19 protein-coding genes and 2 tRNA genes are annotated in these 19,130 nt (G+C 69.7%); 11 read left to right on the forward strand and 10 right to left on the reverse strand.

Translation table 11 applies throughout. From position 1 onward, the window contains the following. The first annotated feature begins 74 nt into the window (after positions 1–74). The 5 genes from yidC (at position 75) to KBY96_RS01505 (ending at position 4,560) form a co-directional block, all read left to right on the forward strand. On the forward strand, positions 75–1,220 hold the full coding sequence (yidC, locus tag KBY96_RS01485) for a membrane protein insertase YidC (protein WP_254977426.1): 1,146 nt from the start codon (positions 75–77) through the stop codon (positions 1,218–1,220). A gap of 5 nt (positions 1,221–1,225) precedes the next feature. Further along, positions 1,226–1,813, forward strand: coding sequence for a DUF177 domain-containing protein (locus KBY96_RS01490; protein ID WP_254977427.1), 588 nt, complete (start codon positions 1,226–1,228; stop codon positions 1,811–1,813). Beyond that, positions 1,810–3,315 (forward strand): AAA family ATPase, encoded by a 1,506-nt coding sequence (locus KBY96_RS01495; RefSeq protein WP_254977428.1) that lies wholly within the window; start codon positions 1,810–1,812, stop codon positions 3,313–3,315. Before KBY96_RS01490 ends, KBY96_RS01495 begins: the two co-directional genes overlap by 4 nt. A gap of 69 nt (positions 3,316–3,384) precedes the next feature. After that, the gene (locus KBY96_RS01500; protein ID WP_254977429.1) at positions 3,385–3,564 is read left to right on the forward strand and encodes a hypothetical protein; all 180 of its coding nucleotides are present in this window, start codon (positions 3,385–3,387) and stop codon (positions 3,562–3,564) included. Positions 3,565–3,711: 147 nt separating this feature from the next. Beyond that, positions 3,712–4,560, forward strand: coding sequence for a hypothetical protein (locus KBY96_RS01505; RefSeq protein WP_254977430.1), 849 nt, complete (start codon positions 3,712–3,714; stop codon positions 4,558–4,560). A gap of 27 nt (positions 4,561–4,587) precedes the next feature. On the opposite strand, the gene KBY96_RS01510 is transcribed toward KBY96_RS01505, so the two are convergent. Next, positions 4,588–5,130 (reverse strand): reprolysin-like metallopeptidase, encoded by a 543-nt coding sequence (locus KBY96_RS01510; RefSeq protein WP_254977431.1) that lies wholly within the window; start codon positions 5,128–5,130, stop codon positions 4,588–4,590. 73 nt (positions 5,131–5,203) lie between these two features. Here KBY96_RS01510 and KBY96_RS01515 point away from each other — a divergent pair, with 73 nt between their 5' ends. Then, entirely contained in the window at positions 5,204–6,355 is a 1,152-nt protein-coding gene (locus KBY96_RS01515; RefSeq protein ID WP_254977641.1) for an aminotransferase class V-fold PLP-dependent enzyme, read from the forward strand. A gap of 61 nt (positions 6,356–6,416) precedes the next feature. On the opposite strand, the gene aqpZ is transcribed toward KBY96_RS01515, so the two are convergent. The 4 genes from aqpZ to yidD form a co-directional block, all read right to left on the reverse strand. After that, entirely contained in the window at positions 6,417–7,154 is a 738-nt protein-coding gene (aqpZ, locus tag KBY96_RS01520) for an aquaporin Z (RefSeq protein WP_254977432.1), read from the reverse strand. A gap of 120 nt (positions 7,155–7,274) precedes the next feature. Further along, positions 7,275–8,771, reverse strand: coding sequence for a UDP-N-acetylmuramoyl-L-alanyl-D-glutamate--2,6-diaminopimelate ligase (locus KBY96_RS01525; protein ID WP_254977433.1), 1,497 nt, complete (start codon positions 8,769–8,771; stop codon positions 7,275–7,277). Between the two features lie 26 nt (positions 8,772–8,797). Next, positions 8,798–9,085: a glutaredoxin family protein gene (locus KBY96_RS01530; protein ID WP_254977434.1), complete on the reverse strand. Its 288-nt coding sequence runs from the start codon at positions 9,083–9,085 to the stop codon at positions 8,798–8,800. After that, complete coding sequence (gene yidD / locus KBY96_RS01535) at positions 9,085–9,342, reverse strand: membrane protein insertion efficiency factor YidD (protein ID WP_254977642.1); 258 nt, start codon at positions 9,340–9,342, stop codon at positions 9,085–9,087. Before yidD ends, KBY96_RS01530 begins: the two co-directional genes overlap by 1 nt. Positions 9,343–9,485: 143 nt before the next feature. On the opposite strand from yidD, the gene rpsD reads away from it, so the two are divergent. Next, positions 9,486–10,094 carry a 30S ribosomal protein S4 gene (gene rpsD, locus KBY96_RS01540; protein WP_254977435.1) on the forward strand — a complete coding sequence of 203 codons (609 nt, stop codon included), beginning with the start codon at positions 9,486–9,488 and terminating at the stop codon, positions 10,092–10,094. Positions 10,095–10,126: 32 nt separating this feature from the next. Here rpsD and KBY96_RS01545 read toward each other — a convergent pair whose 3' ends face one another. From KBY96_RS01545 to KBY96_RS01565, 5 genes are all read right to left on the reverse strand, one after another. Then, entirely contained in the window at positions 10,127–11,404 is a 1,278-nt protein-coding gene (locus tag KBY96_RS01545) for a geranylgeranyl reductase family protein (protein WP_254977436.1), read from the reverse strand. Continuing rightward, positions 11,404–12,288, reverse strand: coding sequence for an indole-3-glycerol phosphate synthase TrpC (trpC, locus tag KBY96_RS01550; protein ID WP_254977437.1), 885 nt, complete (start codon positions 12,286–12,288; stop codon positions 11,404–11,406). The genes KBY96_RS01545 and trpC overlap by 1 nt, the downstream gene beginning before the upstream one ends. Positions 12,289–12,385: 97 nt before the next feature. Continuing rightward, positions 12,386–13,840: a dihydrolipoyl dehydrogenase gene (gene lpdA / locus KBY96_RS01555; protein ID WP_254977438.1), complete on the reverse strand. Its 1,455-nt coding sequence runs from the start codon at positions 13,838–13,840 to the stop codon at positions 12,386–12,388. Between the two features lie 58 nt (positions 13,841–13,898). Continuing rightward, positions 13,899–14,672 carry an RNA methyltransferase gene (locus KBY96_RS01560; RefSeq protein WP_254977439.1) on the reverse strand — a complete coding sequence of 258 codons (774 nt, stop codon included), beginning with the start codon at positions 14,670–14,672 and terminating at the stop codon, positions 13,899–13,901. Positions 14,673–14,766: 94 nt separating this feature from the next. Next, positions 14,767–14,850 (reverse strand) — tRNA-Leu (locus KBY96_RS01565). Between the two features lie 266 nt (positions 14,851–15,116). Between KBY96_RS01565 and murA the strand changes: the two genes are divergently transcribed. The 4 genes from murA to KBY96_RS01585 all read left to right on the forward strand — a co-directional run bounded on the left by murA (position 15,117) and on the right by KBY96_RS01585 (position 19,050). Next, on the forward strand, positions 15,117–16,457 hold the full coding sequence (gene murA / locus KBY96_RS01570) for a UDP-N-acetylglucosamine 1-carboxyvinyltransferase (protein WP_254977440.1): 1,341 nt from the start codon (positions 15,117–15,119) through the stop codon (positions 16,455–16,457). A 12-nt stretch (positions 16,458–16,469) separates the two neighbouring features. After that, positions 16,470–16,551, forward strand: a tRNA-Leu gene (locus KBY96_RS01575). Continuing rightward, the gene (locus KBY96_RS01580; protein WP_254977441.1) at positions 16,551–17,804 is read left to right on the forward strand and encodes an aspartate aminotransferase family protein; all 1,254 of its coding nucleotides are present in this window, start codon (positions 16,551–16,553) and stop codon (positions 17,802–17,804) included. Before KBY96_RS01575 ends, KBY96_RS01580 begins: the two co-directional genes overlap by 1 nt. Further along, positions 17,797–19,050 carry a folylpolyglutamate synthase/dihydrofolate synthase family protein gene (locus KBY96_RS01585; protein WP_254977442.1) on the forward strand — a complete coding sequence of 418 codons (1,254 nt, stop codon included), beginning with the start codon at positions 17,797–17,799 and terminating at the stop codon, positions 19,048–19,050. Before KBY96_RS01580 ends, KBY96_RS01585 begins: the two co-directional genes overlap by 8 nt. Positions 19,051–19,130 lie beyond the last annotated feature (80 nt).

Here is a 19,130-nt window from a genome sequence, read left to right on the forward strand (position 1 = left end):
CCGTACCCCCACCCCACCGCAGCGCTCAGGCACACTGAGCCACGCTGACCCCCTGCCCCCCAGCTCCCCGCGCCGTGATCGGCTACATCTCCGACAACCTGCTGATTCCGATCCTCGATTTCTTCTATGGATTGGTGCCCAGCTACGGGCTGGCGATCATCGCCCTCACGGTGGTGATCCGTCTGGCCCTGTTCCCCCTGAGCGCCGGCTCGATCCGCAACGCCCGCCGGATGCGCATCGCCCAGCCGGTGATGCAGCAGCGACAGGCTGAAATCCGCAGCAAGCATGCCAGCAATCCCAAGAAGCAGCAGGAGGAGCTCGGCAAGCTGATGAAGGAGTTCGGCAGCCCGCTGGCGGGCTGCCTGCCGTTGCTGGTGCAGATGCCCATCCTGTTCGCTCTGTTCGCCACCCTGCGCGGCTCACCGTTTGCCGACGTGCCCTACACCTTCAACCTCAAGGTGCTGCCGGCCGACCAGATCGCCACGGTGGAAACCAAGCCCTTCAACTCCGCCAGCCATTCGATCTTTCTCAGCTCCAGCAACCATGTGCCGGTGATCGGCAGCCTGGAGAGCGGCACCAAACTTGGCGTGGGTGACCGGCAGACGGTGCGCCTGCACACCAAGGAGGGTGACAGCTTCAGCTCGGTACTCGCGAAGCTGGACACCGGCAGCAGCTTCCAGCCCAGCTGGGCCGTGACCCGCGGAGAGGGGGTGGTGAGCGTGGATGCCGACGGCACCATCACCGCCCTGGCTCCCGGCGACGCCACGGTGGAAGCCAAGATCCCCGGCCTGGCAGCCCGCACCGGCTTCCTGTTCATCCAGGCCCTGGGCCAGGTGGGCTTCATGGGCGACGCCGGCGTGAACTGGGACATCGCCATCCTCGTGGCCGGCTTCGGCGCCAGCCTGTTCCTCTCCCAGATCCTCTCGGGCAAGGGCATGCCCCCCAACCCCCAGCAGGCCACGGCCAACAAGATCACTCCCGTGATGATCACGGCCATGTTCCTGTTCTTCCCGCTGCCGGCCGGCGTGTTGCTCTACATGGTGGTGGCCAACATCTTCCAGGCCCTGCAGACCTTCCTGCTTACCCGCGAAGCGCTTCCGGAGAACCTGCAGAAGATTCTCGATCAGCAGCTGGCCCAGCAGGCCGTCACCGTCACGGCCGGCGCCGCTGGCGGCGGATCCCCAGGCCGGCTGCCGTTCGAACCCAAGAGCCGTAAGTAAGGGCCATGACCGCCGCACCCGAGGGCTCCACAACGGGCGGCGCGCTGCGACCGGTGCCGATCCAGGAGCTCCGCCCCCTGGCCGAAGGGCGCGCCTGGAGCATCGCTCAGCACCTTGAAGGCCTCAGCAGCCTCACGCCGGTGCGCGGACAGGTGCGGGTCGTGCACCGCGGCAGCGTGCTGGAGGTGGAGGGTGAAGCCGAAACGATCGTCACCCTCTGCTGCGACCGCTGCCTGCAGCAGTACAACCATCCCCTGCACGTCCGCAGCCGGGAGCTGCTCTGGCTGGCGGACCCCGCCAGCGCCCACGACCAGGACGCCCTGGCAGAGGAGGGCGACGCGCTGCTGTCGATCGCCGGCGACCTACTCCTCACCGACCTCGGAGAGGGGATCGATCCCAGCGGCAGCTTCGATCCTGGGCACTGGACCTTCGAGCAGCTCAGCCTGCAACTGCCCGTGGTCAACCGCTGCGGTCCGGACTGTCCGGGTCCGGTCAGCTGGGGTCATGACCCTGCGGCAGGGGATCCCCGCTGGTCGGCTCTGGCCACTCTGCGGCCGCCCCAGGAGCCCGCAGAGTTGCCGCAGCGGCAATGAGCGCCGGCCCCTGGAGCGACCAGCTGGATCTGCTGATCCGCGCGCGCACCCCGATCCTGTGGATCCGCAGCCTCGAGGAGGAGCGGGTGGAAAACCTGCTGGCTGAAGCCGCCCAGCGGCTGGACAACCGCACCCTCCTGCGCTGGGACTTCATCGACGGCCTCAGCGGTGCCCCCAACCGCCAGGGGGAGGCGGCCCGCAACCCAATGGCAGCCCTGGCGGGCCTCGATCCCCTGCCGGCCGACCAGGGAGCGATCCTGCTGCTGCGCGACTTCCACCGCTACTGCGACGACGCCGGCATCTGCCGGCGCCTGCGCAACCTGGCCACCCTGCTGCGGCGGGCTCCCCGCACCGTGGTGATCACCGCCCCGGAGTGGCAGCTACCGCGCGAGCTCGACGACTGCGTCACGCTGCTGGAGCTGCCGCTGCCGGATGCCGCCGAGATCAGCCGGCTGCTGGGATCGATCGCCGGTGCCTGCGGCCAGCCCCTGGAGCCGGGGGTGCTGGCGGAGCTCACCGGCGCCTGCCATGGCCTCAGCGAACAGCGGGTGCGCCAGCTGGCCGCACGGGCCCTGGCCCGCCGCGGCCGCCTGAGTGAAGACGACCTGGCCGAGGTGCTGGAGGAGAAGCGCCAGGCCATCGCCAAGAGCGAACTGCTGGAGTACTGCCCCAGCGAGGCCACCCCCGCCGACATCGGCGGCCTGGACGCGCTCAAGCACTGGCTGGAGCAGCGGCACATGGCCTTCAGCCCCGAGGCCCACCGCTACGGCCTGCCCCTGCCCCGGGGCGTGTTGCTCCTGGGTCCCCAGGGCACGGGCAAATCACTCACCGCCAAGGCGGTGGCCCACAGCTGGAGCATGCCCCTGCTGCGCCTGGATGTGGGTCGGCTGTTCGCTGGGCTGGTGGGGGCCAGCGAGGCCCGCACCCGCGAGATGATCCAGCGGGCCGAGGCCATGGCTCCCTGCGTCCTCTGGATCGACGAGATCGACAAGGGCTTCGGCGGCGACTCCCGCAGCGACGGTGGCACCAGCCAGCGGGTGCTGGGCACGGTGCTCACCTGGATGGCGGAGAAAACCAGCGCCGTGTTCGTGGTGGCCACGGCCAACGCCGTGGAGCGGCTGCCCGCCGAACTGCTGCGCAAGGGGCGCTTCGACGAGATCTTCCTGCTCGATCTGCCCAGCCCCGAGGAGCGCCGCGCGATTCTCGATCTGCAGTTGCGCCGGCGCCGGCCCCAGCACCAGATCCACCTGGAGGTGCTGGTGGACCGCACCGAGGGCTTCTCCGGCGCGGAGCTGGAGCAGACGGTGATCGAGGCCATGCATCTGGCCTTTGCCGAAGACCGGGAGTTCGCCGAGGCCGATCTGGTGGCAGCGGCCAGCCAGGTGGTGCCGCTCTCGCGCACGGCCCGGGAGCAGCTGGAGCAGCTGCAGCAGTGGGCTAGCGGCGGCCGGGCCCGACCGGCCTCGACATTACGCGGTATGTCGAACTCCGACGCGGCGTAACAAGGCCGCCGCAGGCCCCGGGCCGCCTGGGGTCCCGCTCCTACGGTCGTGCCATCCGCCGGCCCTGCCGTGACCCCCACCCCCAGCCCCCGCAACCGCAGCGAGCTCTTCAACCAACTGGCGGTGGCCTGCCTCGGCGCCGGTGTGGTCACCAGCGTGGCCGTGGCCCAGGGCCAGAACCCACTCACAGCACTGGGCATCACCGTGTTCTCCGCGGTGGCGGCGGTGATGGCTGGCCAGCTGCTCTGAAGCGAAGCCGGAGCAACCAGATCGCAAACCGAACGCGATGGTGTTCGGCGATTCTGAACTGGATCAGGCTATCCATCACTGATCCCTTCTCGGCGAGACCCCATGGCCCCCAACCCACACCGTGGTCTCTCGGGCACAGCTCTGGCCATGGCCCTGCTGATCACCAGCACCAGCACGCTGCCGGTGCTGGCCGCTGCCCCCCAACAGCGCCAGCTGGCCTCGGCGCAGCCCATCCTGCTGCTGGCGGAAAAATCCGAGGACGATAAAAACGAGAAAAAGAAGAAGAAGAAGAAGAAGCAGGAAAGCCAACAAAAGCAAAACAAACAACAATCAGATCAGAAAAAATCCAAAGGCAGCACGTCTCAAACCAACAAGGTCAGCGACAAGAAACGCGAAAAGATTTACGAGCAGGGACGCCAAGACGGCCTGAAGACCGGGAAGCAGAAGGGCAAGGATAAGGGCTTCCGCGAGGCGCAACGCCAGCAATGGAAAGCCTGGAACAACAACGATTGGCGGCGACACAACAACAGCCGACGCAACATCTGGGTTACTCCAGTTCAGTACAACCGCGGCTTCTACAACAACCCATCATGGGCCCGGAATTCCAATTGGGGCAACAATCGCCCTTGGGGCGGCAACAACAACAATTGGTACAGCAATAACAACAACCCGTCCTGGAGTTGGTGGGGCGGCCAGGCCCTTGGCTGGGGGGTCAACGCCCTGACCACGGCACTGATCGTCAACAGCGCCGTGAACAACGCCATCCGCCAGCGCCAGCCCACGGTTGCGGTGCCCAACAGCAGCATGCAGCTGTACTACGGCTCGGTGGAGCCCAGCGACGACACCGACGTGACCTTTGTGGTGAACAAGAACGGAAACGCCTTCCAGATGGAGGCCGACTGCTCCGACGGACTGCTCGACGGCGAAGTTCCCATCAGCCTGGCCGAAGCGGAACTGATCAACACCGCCTGTCAGGTGGCCTTCGGCAGCATCTGAGCCAGCTTCAACGCAGATCAGCCCCCGTCAGCCCACGCCCCAGAGCGATTGCAGTGCGGCGATGTCGGTTGCCGTGAACCCCGCTCCTCCACCGGCGATCCGGTTGTAGGACATCACCGTGTCCCCGGTGTCGTAGCGGAGTGAGAAGGGCTTGCCGTTGGGATGGTCAAGGCCCAGGCCGTGGCCGATCTCATGGGTGATCGTGATGCGCTCCGAGCGGGTGAGCCGGTTGCCGCCCCTGTTCTCCCAGGCGATCTCAAACCAACCGGGGTTCAGGGTGGCCTGACCCAGCAAGCCCCGCTCACCAAAATCGCCAACGCGATAGAGATCGATCTCAGTGCGGGCTGGGCTGCGGTTCTCAACGACGCGCAATCCGGTGAGCCGATCCACCTCGGCGAAGGTGGAGCGGATGAAGCGGGCCTCGCGATTCGAGATCGCCTCGGCCCTGGTGCCATCACCGAGCCTGCGGGGTCGACCGTTGATCCAGTAGCGCACCCGCGTACCGCCGGCAAAGCGGCGCAGACTGCGGGCCCAACGGCGATCGATGATGGCCTCAAGCGGCAGTGCCATGCACACCAATCCCGGAGCCAGTCAGCGTAGGCAGTCCCCAGGAGGGGACATCGGCGAGGCCCTGCGGGCGGCCATGCCGGCCCTGGCCAACAAGACCTACTTCAACTACGGCGGCCAGGGGCCGCTGCCCACCCCCAGCCTGGAGGCGATCACAGACTGCTGGCGGCAGATCCAGGAGCTGGGACCCTTCACCGGCGAAGTGTGGCCCCTGGTGGAGCGCACCATGGCCGCCCTGCGTCAGCGCCTGGCCGGCTGGATGGGGGTTTCCCCCGCCCGGCTGGCCTTCACCGAGAACGTGACCAGCGGCTGTGTGCTGCCCCTCTGGGGGCTGCCCTGGCGGGCCGGCGATCAGCTGCTGCTCAGTGACTGCGAGCATCCCGGCGTGGTGGCAGCCTGCCGGGAACTGGCCCGGCGCCACCGGCTGGAGCTGCACGAGCTGGTGGTGCGCGACCTGGTGCAGGACCAGGAGGCCACCGATGCCGCGCTGCTGGAGCGGCTGGAGGGAGCCCTTCGCCCGCGCACCCGGCTGGTGGTGCTCTCGCATCTGCTCTGGAACACCGGCCAGCTGATGCCCATCACCCGGGTGGCTGAGCAACTGCGTGGCCATGCCAACCAGCCGTGGCTGCTGGTGGATGCGGCCCAGTGTCTGGGCTCGATCCCCGTGGCGGAGGCGGCCGCGGCGGCCGACATCTACGCCTGCACCGGCCACAAGTGGTGCTGCGGCCCCGAGGGTCTCGGGGTGGTGGCGCTCTCAGAGCGGCTGCTGGCGGAGGCCCGGCCCACCCTGATCGGCTGGCGCAGCCTCGGCCATGAGGGGTCGGCGGAGAGCGCCTTTCATGCCGACGCCCGGCGCTTCGAGGTGGCCACCTCCTGTCTGCCCCTGTTCGCGGGGCTGAACCGCTCCCTGGAGCTGCTGGAGGCCGAGGGCGAGGCCGAGCAACGGCTCGAACGGATCTGCGCCCTGGCCGGCCGGCTGTGGCGGCTGCTCGCGCATCTGCCTGGGGTGGAGCCCCTGCTGCAGGTGCCTCCACCGGCGGGGCTGGTGAGCTTCACGGTGGACGGGCCGACGCCGGAGGCTCTGGTGCAGAGCCTGGGGGCACGGCGCATCTGGCTGCGCAGCCTCGATGACCCCCACTGTGTGCGCGCCTGCAGCCACATCACCACAACCGACGGCGAGCTGGATCAGCTCGTGGCCGCGCTGGCAGAGCTGATCCCACAACCGTGATTGAACAAAAAAAGGGGCCGAAGCCCCTGCATGTGGATGGGATTGCTCCCGATTGGATGGATCAGGCCTCGTCGCTGAGCAGGTTGGTGTACACCCAGCCGGCGATCAGGGCGCCGACGATCGGCGCCACCCAGAACAGCCACAGCTGGCCCATGGCGTCGCCGCCCACCCACAGCGCCACACCGGTGCTGCGCGCGGGGTTCACCGAGGTGTTGGTGACGGGGATGCTGATCAGGTGGATCAGGGTGAGCGCCAGGCCGATGGGTACACCGGCGAAGCCGCCGGGGGCGAGCTTGTCGGTGGCGCCGAGAATCACCAGCAGGAAGAAGAAGGTGAGCACCACCTCGATCACCAGAGCAGCCCAGAAGCCATAGCCGCCGGGGGAGTTGGCACCGAAACCGTTGGTGGCCAGGGCGTTGGCCCCCTCGATCACGAAGCCGGGGCGGCCGCTGGCCACCAGCTTGATCACCCCGCCGGCAATCACGCCGCCGATCACCTGGGCCACGATGTAGGGGAGGAGTTCACCACCCTTGAAGCGTCCACCGGCCCAGAGCCCGAAGCTCACCGCCGGATTGATGTGGCAGCCGGAGATATGGCCGATGGCATACACCATCGTGAGCAGGGTGAGACCGAAGGCGAGGGAAACGCCGAGGAACCCAAGCCCCAGGGGGTTGGCAGCGGCATTGTCGTAGGGGAAGTTGGCGGCCAGAACGGCACTGCCGCAACCACCCAGAACGAGCCAGAAGGTGCCGAACAGTTCGGCGAGAAATTTCTTGCTCATGGGGACCGATTGGGCCATGGCATCAACGGATACAGCGACCGGAATTTAACCCACCACCATTACCGCGCAACGCAGCATGGGTAAACAGACACTCCCATGAACAGGGGAGCCACGGACCCCAGGCGCCGATGTCTGGCCTCAGCGGGCTCGCAGCGCCTGCTCCGCCTGCTCGCGATCATCGAAGTGGACCTTGGTGGTGCCGAGGATCTGATAGTCCTCATGGCCCTTGCCGGCGATCAGCACCAGGTCGTCGGGCGCGGCGGCGGCGATGGCGGCCGCGATGGCGGCGGCCCGGTCGCCCTCCACCTGCAGGTCGGTGCCGTCCGGGATGCCGGCCACCACGTCGTCGAGGATCCGCCCGGGGTCCTCGGTGCGGGGATTGTCGGAGGTCACCACCACCCGGTCGGCGAGGCCGGCGGCGATGGCGCCCATCTGGGGCCGCTTGCTGCGGTCGCGATCGCCGCCGCAGCCGAACACGCAGATCAGCTGCCCGTGGGTGAACGGCCTGCACGCCTGCAGGGCGTTCTGCAGGCCGTCGGGGGTGTGGGCGTAATCCACCAGCACCGCCGGCCTCCCCTCGCCGCTGCCCACCAGCACCCGCTCCATCCGCCCCGGCACCCCCCGGAAGCTGGCCAGGCCCTCGAGCAGGCTCTCCAGCGGCAGCTCCTGCTGCTGCAGCGCACCCACGGCCTGGAGCAGGTTCATGAGGTTGAAGCGGCCCACCAGGGGGGAGCGGAAGCGACCCTCCCCCAGGGGCGTGCGCAGGCGGCCGCTGACTCCCTGGCTCTCCATCACCAGCTCATCGATGAACAGCTCGGCGCCGGGATCCTGGAGTGAACTGCGCCAGCAGACCGGCCCCAGCCGCTGGGCCAGCCGGGCGCCCCAGCTGTCGTCGCTGTTCACCACCGCCCGGGGGCGACCGTCTGCGGCGAGCAGGGGCTCGGTGAACAGCAGGGCCTTGGCTTCGAAGTAGGCCTCCATCGACGGGTGGTAGTCGAGGTGGTCCTGGGTGAGGTTGGTGAACACGGCGCCGGCGAAGCGGCAGCCCGCCACCCGCTGCTGGTACAGGGCGTGGGAACTCACCTCCATCGCGGCGATGCCGGCGCCGCGATCGGCGGCCTGGGCCAGCTGCATCTGCAGCAGGTCGGCGAAGCCGGTGGTGTGCTGGGCGGTGACGCTGTGGCCGGGCCAGCGGTTCACCAGGGTGCCGAACAGAGCCGCCGGCCGGCCGCTGGCCGTAGCCAGGTGCTCGATCAGGTGGGTGGTGGTGGTTTTGCCGTTGGTGCCGGTCACGCCGATCAGGCCGAGGCGCTGGCTGGGCTGCCCCCAGAAGGCGGCGGCCAGAAGGCCGGCCCAGCGGGCCACCGGCTCCGCCACCACCAGCACGGGGTCGTGGGCTGCCGGCGGCTCAACCGCCGCCGCCGCCGGGCCGATCACCGCGGCCACGGCCCCATCGGCCAGGGCCCGGCGCCAGAAGCGGCCCCCATCCACCTGGGTACCGGGCAACCCCACAAACAGGGTGCCGGGACCCACCCGGCGCGAATCGCAGCTGAGGCGTTGCACCTGAGTGGCGTCCAGGGCGGCCGGCGCCTCCAGACCCACCTGAGCGAGAAGGGCGTGGAGCGGGCAGGTCATGACCGACCGGATGGCGATGGGCCTTTCTAGGCGCGAGGTGGCTCCACGGCGTGGCGCGCCAGCCAGTGCTGCAGCTGCGCGCCCTGCAGCCGGGGGGGCACCCGGGGGAGCTGGCGGGGTGCGCCACCCTCGCCGAACACCAGCAGCACCGGTACCTCCAGCCCGAAGCGCGCCTGCAGGGCGGGATCGTCGTCCACATCCACCACCGTGAGCGGCGGGGCCGGATCGAGGGCCCGCAGCTTCTGCTCGAGGCCCTCGCAGAGGCAGCAGTCGCGGCGGCTGTAGAGCAGCAGAGGCGGCAGCGGTGCGCCCATCACTCGGGCACCGGGTCACAGCCGCAGGGGCTGAAGGGATGGCAGCGCAGCAGGCGGCGCAGCGTCAGCCAGCCCCCGCGCCAGGGCCCGTGGCGGGCGATCGCTTCCAGGCCGTAGGCACTGCAGCTGGGGATGAAGCGGCAGCGCGGACCGAGCAGGGGCGAGATCCAGGATCGGTAGAGCTGGATCAGGCCGACCAGCACCAGAGCCACCAGCCGGCTGACGGAATTGGGCTGAGCACTGGCCAGGGTGTCCAGCCCGGGCTGCGGGGCCAGGTCCAGGGCTCGGGGGCCAACGGATAGAATGGAACGTTGGCGCTGCAACGCGAGGCCAGCGGGGCTACCACCCAGCATGGCCGATGCCCGGCGGCGTCAGCGACCCTGTCCTTTGAACCGTCTTCATGTCTCGCTACCGCGGCCCTCGCCTGAGGATCACGCGGCGCTTGGGAGACCTTCCCGGTCTCACCCGTAAGTCCGCCAAGCGGTCTTATCCCCCCGGTCAGCACGGCCAAGCCCGTCGCAAGCGCTCCGAATACGCCATCCGCCTGGAAGAGAAGCAGAAGCTTCGCTTCAACTACGGCATCTCCGAGCGGCAACTCGTCCGCTACGTGAAAAAAGCCCGTGCCCAGGGAGGTTCCAGCGGAACCAACCTGCTCAAACTGCTCGAGAATCGTCTCGACAACATCTGCTTCCGCCTCGGCTTCGGCCCCACCGTGCCCGGCGCCCGTCAGCTCGTGAACCACGGCCACGTGACCGTGAACGGCCGGCCCGTGGACATCGCCAGCTTCCAGTGCAAGGCCGGTGATGTGGTGGCCATCCGCGAGCGCAAGCAGAGCAAGAAACTGGCCGAGACCAACCTGGAGTTCCCGGGTCTGGCCAACGTGCCGCCGCACCTTGAGTTCGACAAGGCCAAGCTCAGCGCCAAGGTGATCAGCAAGTGCGAGCGCGAGTGGGTCGCCCTCGAGATCAACGAACTGCTGGTGGTGGAGTTCTACTCCCGCAAGGTCTGATCCAGCGATTTCAGCCGCCCAGCGCCCCGCCGTTATCGCGGGGCTTTTTTTTGCCAAGAATTGGGTTGCACCTGCCCCAGCAGGCCGAGGGCGATGCGGCGCAGGGCCCGGCGGCCCAGGCCCTGAAACGGGATCTCCCCGCCCAGCAGCCGCACCGCCAGCGCGGTGGAGCGGGGCTGACTGATGCCGTAGCGGTAGGTGAGGCCCGGCAGGCCGTAGAAGAGACGGGCCAGGCGCCGGGCCGCCTCGAAGTCGGAGGCCAGCAGCTCATGCACCCGGGCGGTGTGGCTGAGGGGATCGCCGGCCAGCAGTGCCTCGGCCGCCAGCCGGCCGCTGCGGATGGCGTGGAACAGCCCGTCGCCGAACAGGGGGTTGATCAGCCCGGCGGCATCGCCCACCAGCAGCACCCGACCATCGGGGCTGTGCAGGGGCTCGGGGCCATCCCAGAACGGCAGCGGGTGGGCATGGGCCCGCAGCCCCGCCAGCCTGCCCGGATCCACCCCGAGGGCAGCGGCATAGCCATCGATGGCCGCCCGCAGTCGTGGCCGCGCCCCGGGATCACGGCGGGCATCGCGGAAGCGCCCGTGGAACTCACCGGCGCCGATGTTGAGGTGATCGGCCTTGGGGAACACCCAGGCGTAGCCGCGACGCAGCACCCCGTAATCGAGATGGAGCAGGTCGGCCCGCAGCAGCGGATCACCCGGATGCCAGCGGTGGGGCACCTCCAGCTCCATCGCCAGCGCCACCCTAGGAGACGAGCGCAGGCCCACGCTGGCAGCCACCGCTCCGGAGGCCCCATCGGCGCCGATCACGTGCCGGGCCCGCAGCCGCCGCTCGATCGCGGCTCCGCCGCCCGAATCCCGCTGCAGCAGCCGCAGCTCCACGCCGGCGGCAGTGGACTCCAGGGCTGTGAAGCTGTGGCCCTCGAGCACCCGGGCCCCGGCCGCGGCGGCCCGCTGCACCAGGGCCTGATCAAAGCGGGGCCGCTGCACCATCCACAGTCCCCGCGAGCGCTCAGCCGCGGTGCCCGGCGGATCGATCGCCGCTTCCACGGCTTCGGCAAAGCCCCAGCTGTGACGCATGCACCGCACCTGGGTGTCCACCACCGCCTCCGGCACCAGATCCAGCAACTCCACCTGCACCGGCACGGGCAGGCCACCACCGCAGGGCTTGTGGCGCGGCAGGCGGCGCTTCTCCAGCAGCACCACCCGCAGACCGCCGCGGGCGGCGGTGGCGGCGGCCATGGCACCGGCCGGACCGGCGCCCACCACCGCCAGATCGACGTCAACGCCGGCGCCGGCCGTCACCATCAGCCCTCGATCAGGGTCTGCAGCGCGGCGGTGACATCCTGCTGACGCATCAGCGCCTCCCCAACCAGCACCGCGTCGGCCCCGGCGTCGAGGGCGCGGTCGAGGTCGTCGCGGCTGAACAGCCCCGATTCACTCACCAGCAGACAACCCTTGGCGCGCAGCTGCTCGCCGAAGCGGGTCATCAGCCGCTCGGTGGTGGCCAGGTCGGTGTGGAAGCTGGTGAGATCGCGGTTGTTGATGCCGATCAACTGCACCCCGTCGAGGGCCAGCACCCGCTCCATCTCCGCCGCGTCATGCACCTCCACCAGGGGTGTGAGCCCCAGGCCGCGGGCGGCCTTGAGCAGGTAGGCCAGGTCGACGTCGCTGAGAATCGCGGCGATCAGCAGGGCGGCGTCGGCACCGGCCGCCCGCGCCTGAAACAGCTGGTAGGGGCTGAGGATGAAGTCCTTGCAGAGCAGGGGGAGATCCACCACCTGGCGCACCTGCACCAGCACCTCGAACCCCCCCTGGAAAAAGGCCTTGTCGGTGAGCACCGACAGGCAGCTGGCCCCGCCGGCGGCATAGCCCCGGGCGATGGCCTCCGGATCGAAGTCGGCACGGATCACCCCCTTGCTGGGGCTGGCCTTCTTCACCTCGGCGATCACCGCGGGCTTGCGGCAGCTGGCGCGCAGGGCCGCAACGAAGTCGCGGGTGGGCGGCAGCTCGGCCACCTGGCCGCGCAGCTTGTGCAGGCTCACCCGCTCGCGGGCACTGGCCACCTCCCGGTCTTTTTCCCAGACGATCTTCTCGAGGATGTGACGGGGTTCCGCCTCCTCATGGGGAATCCCATATTCCAGATGGGCCACCCTCACCGAGGGATTGGGGGGCCTGCGGCGGATCTCCAACACGGCAGCGCGGCAGTGGTTGATGGTAGGGGCGCCAGCGGCCGCGCCAGGCCAGCCCTGGGCATCAGCCGATTGCGCTCCGCAACAGGCGATTGCGCTACCCAAGAGCCATGGCGGCCTGTTTGTAGGCCACCTCCACCACCTCGCTCAGGGTGGGATGGGTGTGCACCTCGCTGGCCAGCTGCTTCACGCTCTGGCGGCGGGCCACGGCGTTGGCGATCTCCTGGATCAGGTCGGCGGCGTGCAGACCGTAGATGTGGGCGCCGAGCACCTCGCCGCTGGCCTTGTTGAACAGCAGCTTCATCAGGCCATCGCTCTCCAGCTCCGCCAGGGCCTTGGAGTTGGCCTTGAAGTAACTGCGCACCACCCCCAGCTCAAAGCCCTCTTTGGCCGCCAGGGCCTTGGCATCGACCTCGCTCAGGCCCACCGAACTGATCTCCGGGTGGGTGAAGGTGGCCGCCGGGATCGAGCGGTAATCGATCGCTCGGGGGTGGCCGAGGATGTTGTCGATCGCCACGGTGCCCTGGGCGGCGGCGGTGTGGGCCAGCATCATCTTGCCGGTCACATCACCCACGGCCCACAGGTGCGGCACCGGCTCACCGGCCACCAGCACGCGCATGTGGTCGTCCACGGGAATGAAGCCCCGCTCCGTCTCCACCCCCACCGCCGCCAGGTTGAGCGCGGCGCTTGTGGGCACCCGACCGGTGGCCACCAGCACCGCATCCACCTCCAGGGTCTCCACCAGCTCCTTGCTGGCCATATCGGCCAGGTCGATCGTCACCGGACAGCCGGGGGTCACCTTGCGGGCCAGCACGCCGGCCCTGGCGTCGATGTCGCGCCCGTCGATGAGGTGACGGGCGGCGAGCTTGGCGATATCGGGATCGAAGGTGGGCATCACCCGATCCAGGGCCTCGATCATCGTGACCTCGCAGCCCAGGGCCGTGTACACATCGGCGAATTCGAGGCCGATGTAGCCGCTGCCGATGATCGCCAGCCAGCGGGGAAGCCACTCCAGGTTCACTGCCTCGTCGCTGGTGAACACGGTGCGGCCATCGGTCTCGATGCCGCGGGGCACAAAGGGTTCCGAGCCCGTGGCCAGGATCACGTCACGGGCTCGGTAGGTGCGCTCCACGCCGCTGCCGCTCTCGCGCACGGTCACCTGCTGATGGCCGGCCAGACGGCCGCTGCCCCGCAGGATCGTGGCGCCGGCGCGCTCCAGGCTCTTGGTGAGATTGGTGCGGATCGTGGCCACCAGCTGGTTGGCGTGGTCGGCGATCTTCTGGCGCTCGAAGCGCACCGGGGCGGCGTGGATGCCGAAGCCGGCCAGGTGCTCGGCGTCGGCCAGCTCCCGCACCCGGCCGCTGGCGGCCAGCAGAGCCTTGGAGGGCACGCAGCCGCGGTTCACGCAGGTCCCGCCCATGTCGCGCGATTCCACGATGGCCACCTTCAGCCCGTGCTCTGCAGCGTGCTTGGCCGCATCGAAGCCGCCGTAGCCCGCACCGATCACGATCACGTCGAAATCGAAGCTGTCGTGCGAAGAGGCGTCGCTCACGGGGTGGGGATCTGCTGAGCCGCATTCTCTCCCGTCGGGGGAGGGCCGCAGCGCGGCATCAGCGGCAGCGCTGCTGGCGCTGGCGCTCGAGCAGCAGCGGCGCCGCTGCCACCGCCACGTTCAGCGACTCCACGGCGGGGTCGTGGGGAATGGTCACCCGATGGCTGGCCAGCGCCAGCAGCTCCGGCGCCAGACCAGCCCCCTCGCTGCCCAGAAGCAGCACGGTGGGCCGGCACCAGTCGAGGTTCCAGTAGGGCACGGCGCCGCTGTGGGGTGGCTGGGTGGCCACCAGCTGCACCCCAGCGGCGAGCGAGCGCTCCAGCTGCTCCGCCAGCCCGGATCGGGACGTGCGCCACAGGGGCAGCGCCAGGGCGGCACCGGCTGAGGCGCGCAGCACCTTGGGCTGGTGGGGGTCGGCCCCATCGGCCAGCCACAGGGCCTCCACCCCGGCCGCCAGGGCGGTGCGCATCAGCGTGCCGAGGTTGCCGGGATCCTGGATCGTGTCGAGGGCCAGCACCAGGCCGTCGCTGCCGGCCGCCGGGGCCGCGGCCTGCGGGCCCGGCGGCAGCGGCAGGGTGAGCACCACGCCATCGGGATGGCGGGTGGTGGCCACGGCGTCGAGCACCTCCGCACCCACCGGCTGCGGCCGGCAGCCGGGAGGCAGGCGCTCGATCAGGCCGCCATGGCCCAACGTCCAGGCCTCGGTGGCCAGCAGATGCACGGGGGTCAGGCCCAGGCGCAGCACTTCCTGCAGCAGGTGGGTGCCCTCCAGCAACAACAGGCCCTGGTCCCGCCGGCCCCGCGACTCGTGCAGCCCGCGCAGCCGCTGCACCAGCGGGTTGCGGCGGCTGGTGATCAGCTCCGGGCCATCAGCAGCGGTTGGGCCGAAAGTCAGCGATCGGGGTTTTGCGATCGGGGTGTTGCGATGCGGATGGGGAGACTTGAACTCCCACGACATTGCTGCCACTAGTACCTGAAACTAGCGCGTCTACCAATTCCGCCACATCCGCGTGACCGTCGCGCTTTGCGACCGAATAAAGGTACGACATCACCCGGCAGCGCCCCGCTCTGCCCACCCCCGTGCCCGGGGCCAGTTCCCCCAGCGGATGGCTGGACGAAATACGAGTTTGTTGGCACCATGCGTCGACATTGCTGGGCAGCCCGACCCGTGACCCTCAACGCTGTCCCCGAGAAAGCCAAAGCCGCCCTCGTCACCTCGGCTACCGCTCTGCGTTCCGGGTCACACGTAGTCTCAGCCACGCAGCTGGCCTCTCCGATGGCGGCTGCGCTCACCAGCAGCGAGCCACCCCTGGACAGCGATCGTTCCTTTCTGCGCATCCGTGGTGGATATCCCCTCAGCGGTGAACTCCGCGTCAGCGGTGCCAAGAACTCGGCATTGGTGCTGATGGCCGCCTGCCTGCTCAGCCGCGATTCCATCCGGTTGCGCAATGTGCCGGCCCTCACCGACATCAACGGCATGGCAGACATGCTCGAGAGCCTCGGCGGCCGGGTTGAGCGCCATGGCGACGCCCTGGAGCTGGACGGCTCCGGCATCAATTGCTCCGCGGCTCCCTACGAGCTGGTGAACAGCCTGCGGGCCAGCTTCTTCTGCATCGGGCCCCTGCTGGCCCGCATGGGGATGGCCCGGGTTCCCCTTCCCGGTGGCTGCAAGATCGGCAGCCGTCCCGTCGAAGAGCACGTCAAGGGCCTCAAGGCCCTCGGAGCGCAGGTCACCATCGAGCACGGCGTGGTCACGGCGGCCGTGCCCGGTCCCTGTCGTCGCCTCAAGGGCGCCCGCATCGTGCTCGACTGCCCGAGCGTGGGTGCCACGGAAACCCTGATGATGGCCGCCGCTCTCGCCGACGGCGAGACGGTGATCGAGAACGCCGCCCTCGAGCCCGAGGTGGTGGATCTGGCCGACCTGCTGGTGGCCATGGGCTCCCGCATCCGTGGTGCCGGCACGCCCATCATCACCATCGCCGGCGTCGACCATCTGCATGGGGCCGACTACGCGGTGATCCCCGATCGCATCGAGGCCGGCACCTTCCTTCTGGCCGCCGCCATCACCCGCTCCAGCCTGCGGGTGGCTCCGCTGATTCCCGCCCATCTCTGTGCCGTGCTCAGCAAGCTGGAGCAGGCCGGCTGCCGGCTCGATCACGACGACGAGGGCCTGACCCTCTCGGCCGAACGGATCATCGGCGTGGATCTGCGCACCCAGCCCTTTCCCGGCTTTCCCACCGATCTGCAGGCACCGTTCATGAGCCTGCTGGCCACCGCCGAGGGCACCAGCATGGTGACCGAGGTCATCTTCGAAAACCGCTTGCAGCACGTGGCTGAGCTGCAGCGCATGGGCGCCTCCATCCGCACCCAGGGCAACACCGCCTTCGTCGAAGGTGTCGCCAGGCTCAGCGGCGCTCCGGTGCAGGGCACCGACCTGCGGGCCTCGGCCGCCATGGTGCTGGCCGGCCTGGCCGCCGAGGGCACCACGGATGTGTATGGCCTCGACTATCTCGACCGCGGCTACGCCAACCTCGAAGCCAAGCTGAACGCGGTTGGCGCTGCGATCAGCCGCTGCGACCCAACCCTGAAAGCCGGCGCCAGCGCCCTTGCCGCCTAGGCTTCCGGCATTGGGAGCGTGCCGGAATTGGTAGACGGACTCGACTCAAAATCGAGCGCCCTCGGGCATGTGGGTTCAAGTCCCACCGCTCCTATGACAACCCAGACGGCAACGGCCGCTCAGAGGTCCGCCGACGCCCCCCTGAGCGCGGTGATGGACACCTACGCCCGCTTCCCCGTGGAGCTGGCCCGGGGCAAGGGAGTGTGGCTCTGGGACACCGACGGCCGGCGCTATCTCGACTGCGTCGCCGGCATCGCCGTCTGCACCCTGGGTCACAGCGACAGGCGCCTGCGCAAGGCGCTGAACCGCCAGCTGGGGCGGCTGCAGCATGTGTCCAACCTCTACCGGATTCCGGAGCAGGAGCAGCTGGCCGCCGCGATCAGCGAGCGCAGCTGCTTCGAGCGGGTGTTCTTCTGCAATTCCGGCGCCGAGGCCAACGAGGCGGCCATCAAGCTGGCCCGCAAGCACGGCCAGCTGGTGCGCGGCATCGACGCTGGTGACGGCCGCTGCCCCCTGATCCTCACCGCCGAGGCCAGCTTCCACGGCCGCACCCTGGCCGCCGTCACGGCCACCGGTCAGCCCCGCTACCACCAGGGCTTCGAACCGATGGTGCAGGGGTTCCGCTACTTCCCCTACAACGACACCGCCGCCTTCGAGGCGCTGCTGAACGCCTGCGAGGCCGACGGCCCCCGGGTGGCGGCGGTGCTGGTGGAACCGCTGCAGGGTGAGGGAGGGGTGAACCCAGGTGATCCGGCCTTCTTTCAGCGCCTGCGCCAGCTCTGCGACCAGCACCGCATCCTGCTGATCTTCGATGAGGTGCAGATCGGCGTGGGCCGCAGCGGTCGCCTCTGGGGTTACGAGCGGCTCGGGGTGGAGCCCGACGCCTTCACCCTGGCCAAGGGGCTCGGCGGCGGCATTCCCATCGGTGCCCTGGCGGTGAAGCGGGCGGTGGACCACTTCCGCCCCGGCGACCACGCCAGCACCTTCGGCGGCAATCCCTTCGCCTGCCGCGCCGGGCTCACCGTGCTGGCCGAGATCGAGCGCCGCGATCTGCTCTCCCATGTGCAGCGCAGCGGCGAGCTGCTGCGGCAGCTGCTGGAGGAGCTGGTGACCCGCCATCCCCAGCTACTGGCCGGCCAGCGGGGCTGGGGGCTGCTGCAGGGTCTGGTGCTGCGCCCCGAGGCCCCCAGCGCCCCGCAGGTGGTGAAGGCCGCCCTGGCCGAGGGGCTGCTGCTGGTACCGGCCGGGGCCAGCGTGGTGCGCTTCGTGCCGCCACTCACGATCAAGCCGAAACATCTGCGTGAGGCCGTGCAGCGCCTGGAGCGGGCCCTGCTCAGCCTTGTCTGACGGACCGGGCCAGGGGCCCGCCGATCCCTTCGCCGACCTGATCGAGCCCTTCAGCCGCCGTGGCGTGGACCTGGGGCTGGAGCGGTTGGGGGCCGCCCTGGCGGATCTGGGCCACCCGGAGCGCCGATTCGCGGCCGTGCAGGTGGCCGGCACCAACGGCAAGGGTTCGATCTGCACCCTGGTGCACCAGGCCCTGCTAGCCGCCGGCATCCGCGCCGGGCTCTACACCTCGCCGCACCTGGTGAGCTGGACCGAGCGCATCCGCCTCGGTCCCGAGCCGATCGCCACCGACGCGCTGCGGCGGCAGCTGCAGGTGGCCGGTCCGGCCGCCCGCCGCCACCGGCTCACCCCCTTCGAGCTGGTAACGGCGGCGGCGTTCCTGGCCTTTGCCGAGAGCCGCCAGGAGCTGGTGGTGCTGGAGGTGGGGCTGGGCGGGCGGCTCGATGCCACCAGCTGCCATCCGGGCCGGGAGGTGGTGGGCTTCGCCAGCATCGATCTCGACCACGCTGAGTTTCTGGGGCCCGACGTGGCCACGATCGCCGCCGAAAAGGCGGGGGTGCTGCAGCCGGGCTGCGTGGCCGTGAGCGCCGCCCAGCGGCCCCAGGCGGCGGCGGTGTTGCACCGCAAGGCAACGGAGGTGGGGGCGGAGCTGCGCTGGCAGCCGCCGCTGGATCGCCAACGCTGGCCCCTGGGGCTGCCCGGGGCGGTGCAGGCCGACAACGGAGCCGTGGCCCTGGGCATGCTGCAGGCCCTGGCCGAACGGGGCTGGCCGATCAGCGACACGGCCATCCGCCGCGGTTTCGCCGCCGCCCGCTGGCCGGGACGGCTGCAGCCACACCACTGGCAGGGGATTCCGCTGTTGCTGGATGGAGCCCACAACCCAGCCGCAGCGCGGGCCCTGAGGGCCGAACTGGATGCCGATCCGGCCCGCTACGGGCTGCCACCGGGTCCGCGACGCTGGGTGCTCGGCATGCTCACCGCCAAGCAGGGCCCGGCGATCCTCGAGGCCCTGCTGGGGCCCGGGGATCGGGCCTGGATCGTGCCGGTGACGGGCCACAGCAGCTGGACCCTGGCCCAGCTGCGGCAGGTCATGGCCGCAGGGCCGCAGGACTTGCTGGTTGGGCAGCTGTCGGAGGCGACGGATCCGCACACCGCCATCCGCCGCGCCGCCGGCGGGGCTGGACCGCTGATCGTGGCCGGCTCGCTCTATCTCCTCGGCCAGCTGCTGGCTGACGCAGGAGCCTGAACCGGGGATCGGAGCCGAACGCGTGCGTCCTCCGCCCCAGACGGTCAGAGTGAGCATCAGCACCTGTCGCCCTTCTGTGT

The organism is Cyanobium sp. ATX 6A2 (genome assembly GCF_024346355.1).
Classification (GTDB): domain Bacteria; phylum Cyanobacteriota; class Cyanobacteriia; order PCC-6307; family Cyanobiaceae; genus NIES-981.

Coding starts and splice junctions, on each gene's coding strand:
- KBY96_RS01490 (WP_254977427.1), top strand. CDS start 1,226: ATGACCGCCGCACCCGAGGGCTCCACAACGGGCGGCGCGCTGCGACCG.
- KBY96_RS01495 (WP_254977428.1), top strand. CDS start 1,810: ATGAGCGCCGGCCCCTGGAGCGACCAGCTGGATCTGCTGATCCGCGCG.
- KBY96_RS01505 (WP_254977430.1), top strand. CDS start 3,712: ATGGCCCTGCTGATCACCAGCACCAGCACGCTGCCGGTGCTGGCCGCT.
- KBY96_RS01510 (WP_254977431.1), bottom strand. CDS start 5,130: ATGGCACTGCCGCTTGAGGCCATCATCGATCGCCGTTGGGCCCGCAGT.
- KBY96_RS01515 (WP_254977641.1), top strand. CDS start 5,204: ATGCCGGCCCTGGCCAACAAGACCTACTTCAACTACGGCGGCCAGGGG.
- aqpZ (WP_254977432.1), bottom strand. CDS start 7,154: ATGGCCCAATCGGTCCCCATGAGCAAGAAATTTCTCGCCGAACTGTTC.
- KBY96_RS01525 (WP_254977433.1), bottom strand. CDS start 8,771: ATGACCTGCCCGCTCCACGCCCTTCTCGCTCAGGTGGGTCTGGAGGCG.
- KBY96_RS01530 (WP_254977434.1), bottom strand. CDS start 9,085: ATGGGCGCACCGCTGCCGCCTCTGCTGCTCTACAGCCGCCGCGACTGC.
- rpsD (WP_254977435.1), top strand. CDS start 9,486: ATGTCTCGCTACCGCGGCCCTCGCCTGAGGATCACGCGGCGCTTGGGA.
- KBY96_RS01545 (WP_254977436.1), bottom strand. CDS start 11,404: ATGGTGACGGCCGGCGCCGGCGTTGACGTCGATCTGGCGGTGGTGGGC.
- murA (WP_254977440.1), top strand. CDS start 15,117: ATGGCGGCTGCGCTCACCAGCAGCGAGCCACCCCTGGACAGCGATCGT.
- KBY96_RS01580 (WP_254977441.1), top strand. CDS start 16,551: ATGACAACCCAGACGGCAACGGCCGCTCAGAGGTCCGCCGACGCCCCC.